Below are 2,073 nucleotides of genomic sequence, written 5' to 3' on the forward strand. Positions count from 1 at the left end.
GCGGCGAGGCCGCAGCGGCTCGGGACGCGTACGCGCGGCGCTGGTCCGATGCTCCGGGAGACCCGCACCTGATCGCGGGCTGGCTGCTGGCGCACACCGCGCTCCATCCCGGTGACCGGCGGCTCTTGGCCCGTCCGGAGCGGTTCGCGGCCGCCGTGGACCGGGAGGGGCCGGAGGCGTGGGAGCGGGCCGCACGGTGGCTCGCGCGGACGGAGCGGCCCGCGTGAGCCGGCCGATGGCACCACCGCACAAGGCCGTGGGCAAGGACTCCGGTCCCCTCCCGGCGTCCGCCCCACGTGAGCCGTGTCACTCTGAGTGAAATTCTCGGCATACATTCCGCCGTACTGGGGAGGGTTCCAGGCCGCTGGTGCGCCGTACCCCGGTCCACCGCGCGGCGCCCCGGCCGAACCGGAGGGGGCATTTCAGGCACGGAAGGCGAAAATCGATATGTCGGCGCTCAGTACCATCCACATCGACGGCACCTGGCGGGCCGCCGGATCAGGCGCGACGCGCGAGGTCATCGACCCCGCCGACGCCACGGTCCTGGCCGTCGTCGCGGAGGGCGGGGCCGAGGACGCCGATGCGGCGATCGCGGCGGCGCGGCGAGCCTTCGACGACGGACCCTGGCCGCACAAGCCCGTCGCCGAGCGGGCCGGGCTGCTGCGCCGGGTCGCCGAGCTGCTCCAGCGGGACCGCGAGGAGATCGCGATCACCGAGAGCCGCGACACCGGCAAGACCCTCGAAGAGGGCCGGGTCGACGTCGACGACGTGACGAACGCCTTCCGTTACTTCGCCGACCTCGTGATGAACGAGAGCGGCGGCCGGGTCGTCGACGCGGGCGACCCCGAGATCCACAGCATCGTCGTCCACGAGCCCGTCGGCGTCTGCGCCCTGATCGCCCCCTGGAACTACCCCCTCCTCCAGGCCAGCTGGAAGATCGCCCCGGCCCTCGCCGCCGGCAACACCTTCGTGCTCAAGCCCAGCGAGGTCACCCCGCTCTCCACCGTCCACCTGATCAAGCTGCTCTCCGAGGCCGGTCTCCCCGACGGCGCGGCCAACCTCGTCACCGGAGCCGGCGACCCGGTGGGCGCCCGGTTCTCCGAGCACCCCGACGTCGACCTGGTCTCCTTCACCGGCGGCCTCGCCAGCGGTACGAAGGTGGCCCAGGCCGCCGCGCCGACCGTGAAGAAGGTCGCCCTGGAGCTCGGCGGCAAGAACCCCAACGTGGTCTTCGCCGACGCCTGCGCCACCGACGAGGGCTTCGACACCGCCGTCGACCAGGCCCTGAACGCCGCGTTCTTCCACAGCGGCCAGGTCTGCTCCGCCGGCGCCCGCCTGATCATCCAGGACACGATCAGCGAGCGGTTCGTCACCGAGCTGGCCCGCCGCGCCGACGCCATCCGCCTCGGCCGGGGCACCCTGGAGGGCGTCGAGTGCGGCCCGCTCGTCTCCGCCCAGCAGCTCGCCAAGGTCGAGATGTACGTCGCCTCCGCCCGCGAGGAGGGCGCGATCGTCCGGGCCGGCGGCGAACGACCGAAGCCCAGCGACGTACGGCCCGAGGGCGGCTACTTCTACCGGCCGACCGTCCTCGACGGCTGCCACCGCGAGATGCGGGTGGTCCGCGAGGAGACCTTCGGCCCGATCCTCACCGTCGAGACCTTCCGTACCGAGGAAGAGGCCGTCACGCTGGCCAACGACACCGACTACGGCCTCGCGGGCGCTGTCTGGACGACCGACGCGGGCCGGGCCCGCCGGGTCGCCGGGCGGCTGCGCCACGGCACCGTGTGGATCAACGACTACCACCCCTACCTGCCGCAGGCCGAGTGGGGCGGCTTCGGGAAGTCCGGTACGGGGCGCGAGCTCGGCCCGACGGGGCTCGCCGAGTACCGCGAGTCCAAGCACATCTACCAGAACCTCAACCCGCGCCCCCAGCGCTGGTTCGCCGGCTGACGCCTGCGGGACCGGACGGAATACCCGCCGTCCGGTCCCGCCCGGCTGTTCGCAGCACCACGTACACGCACGAACCTTGCAGAAGGAGCAGTGACCGATGCCTTCCACCCCCCGCAGCACCGC

At 72.9% G+C, this 2,073-nt stretch carries 1 protein-coding gene and 1 pseudogene; both read left to right on the top strand.

What is annotated here, in order from left to right; translation table 11 throughout:
• Positions 1-227, top strand: a pseudogene (locus B9S58_RS33075) (HEXXH motif domain-containing protein); the annotation flags it as partial.
• 220 nt (positions 228-447) lie between these two features.
• Positions 448-1,950, top strand: a complete 1,503-nt coding sequence (locus tag B9S58_RS33080) for an aldehyde dehydrogenase family protein (protein WP_103535592.1) — start codon at positions 448-450, stop codon at positions 1,948-1,950.
• Positions 1,951-2,073: the final 123 nt, after the last annotated feature.

It is taken from the genome of Streptomyces sp. SM11, assembly GCF_002910905.1.
Lineage (GTDB): Bacteria > Actinomycetota > Actinomycetes > Streptomycetales > Streptomycetaceae > Streptomyces.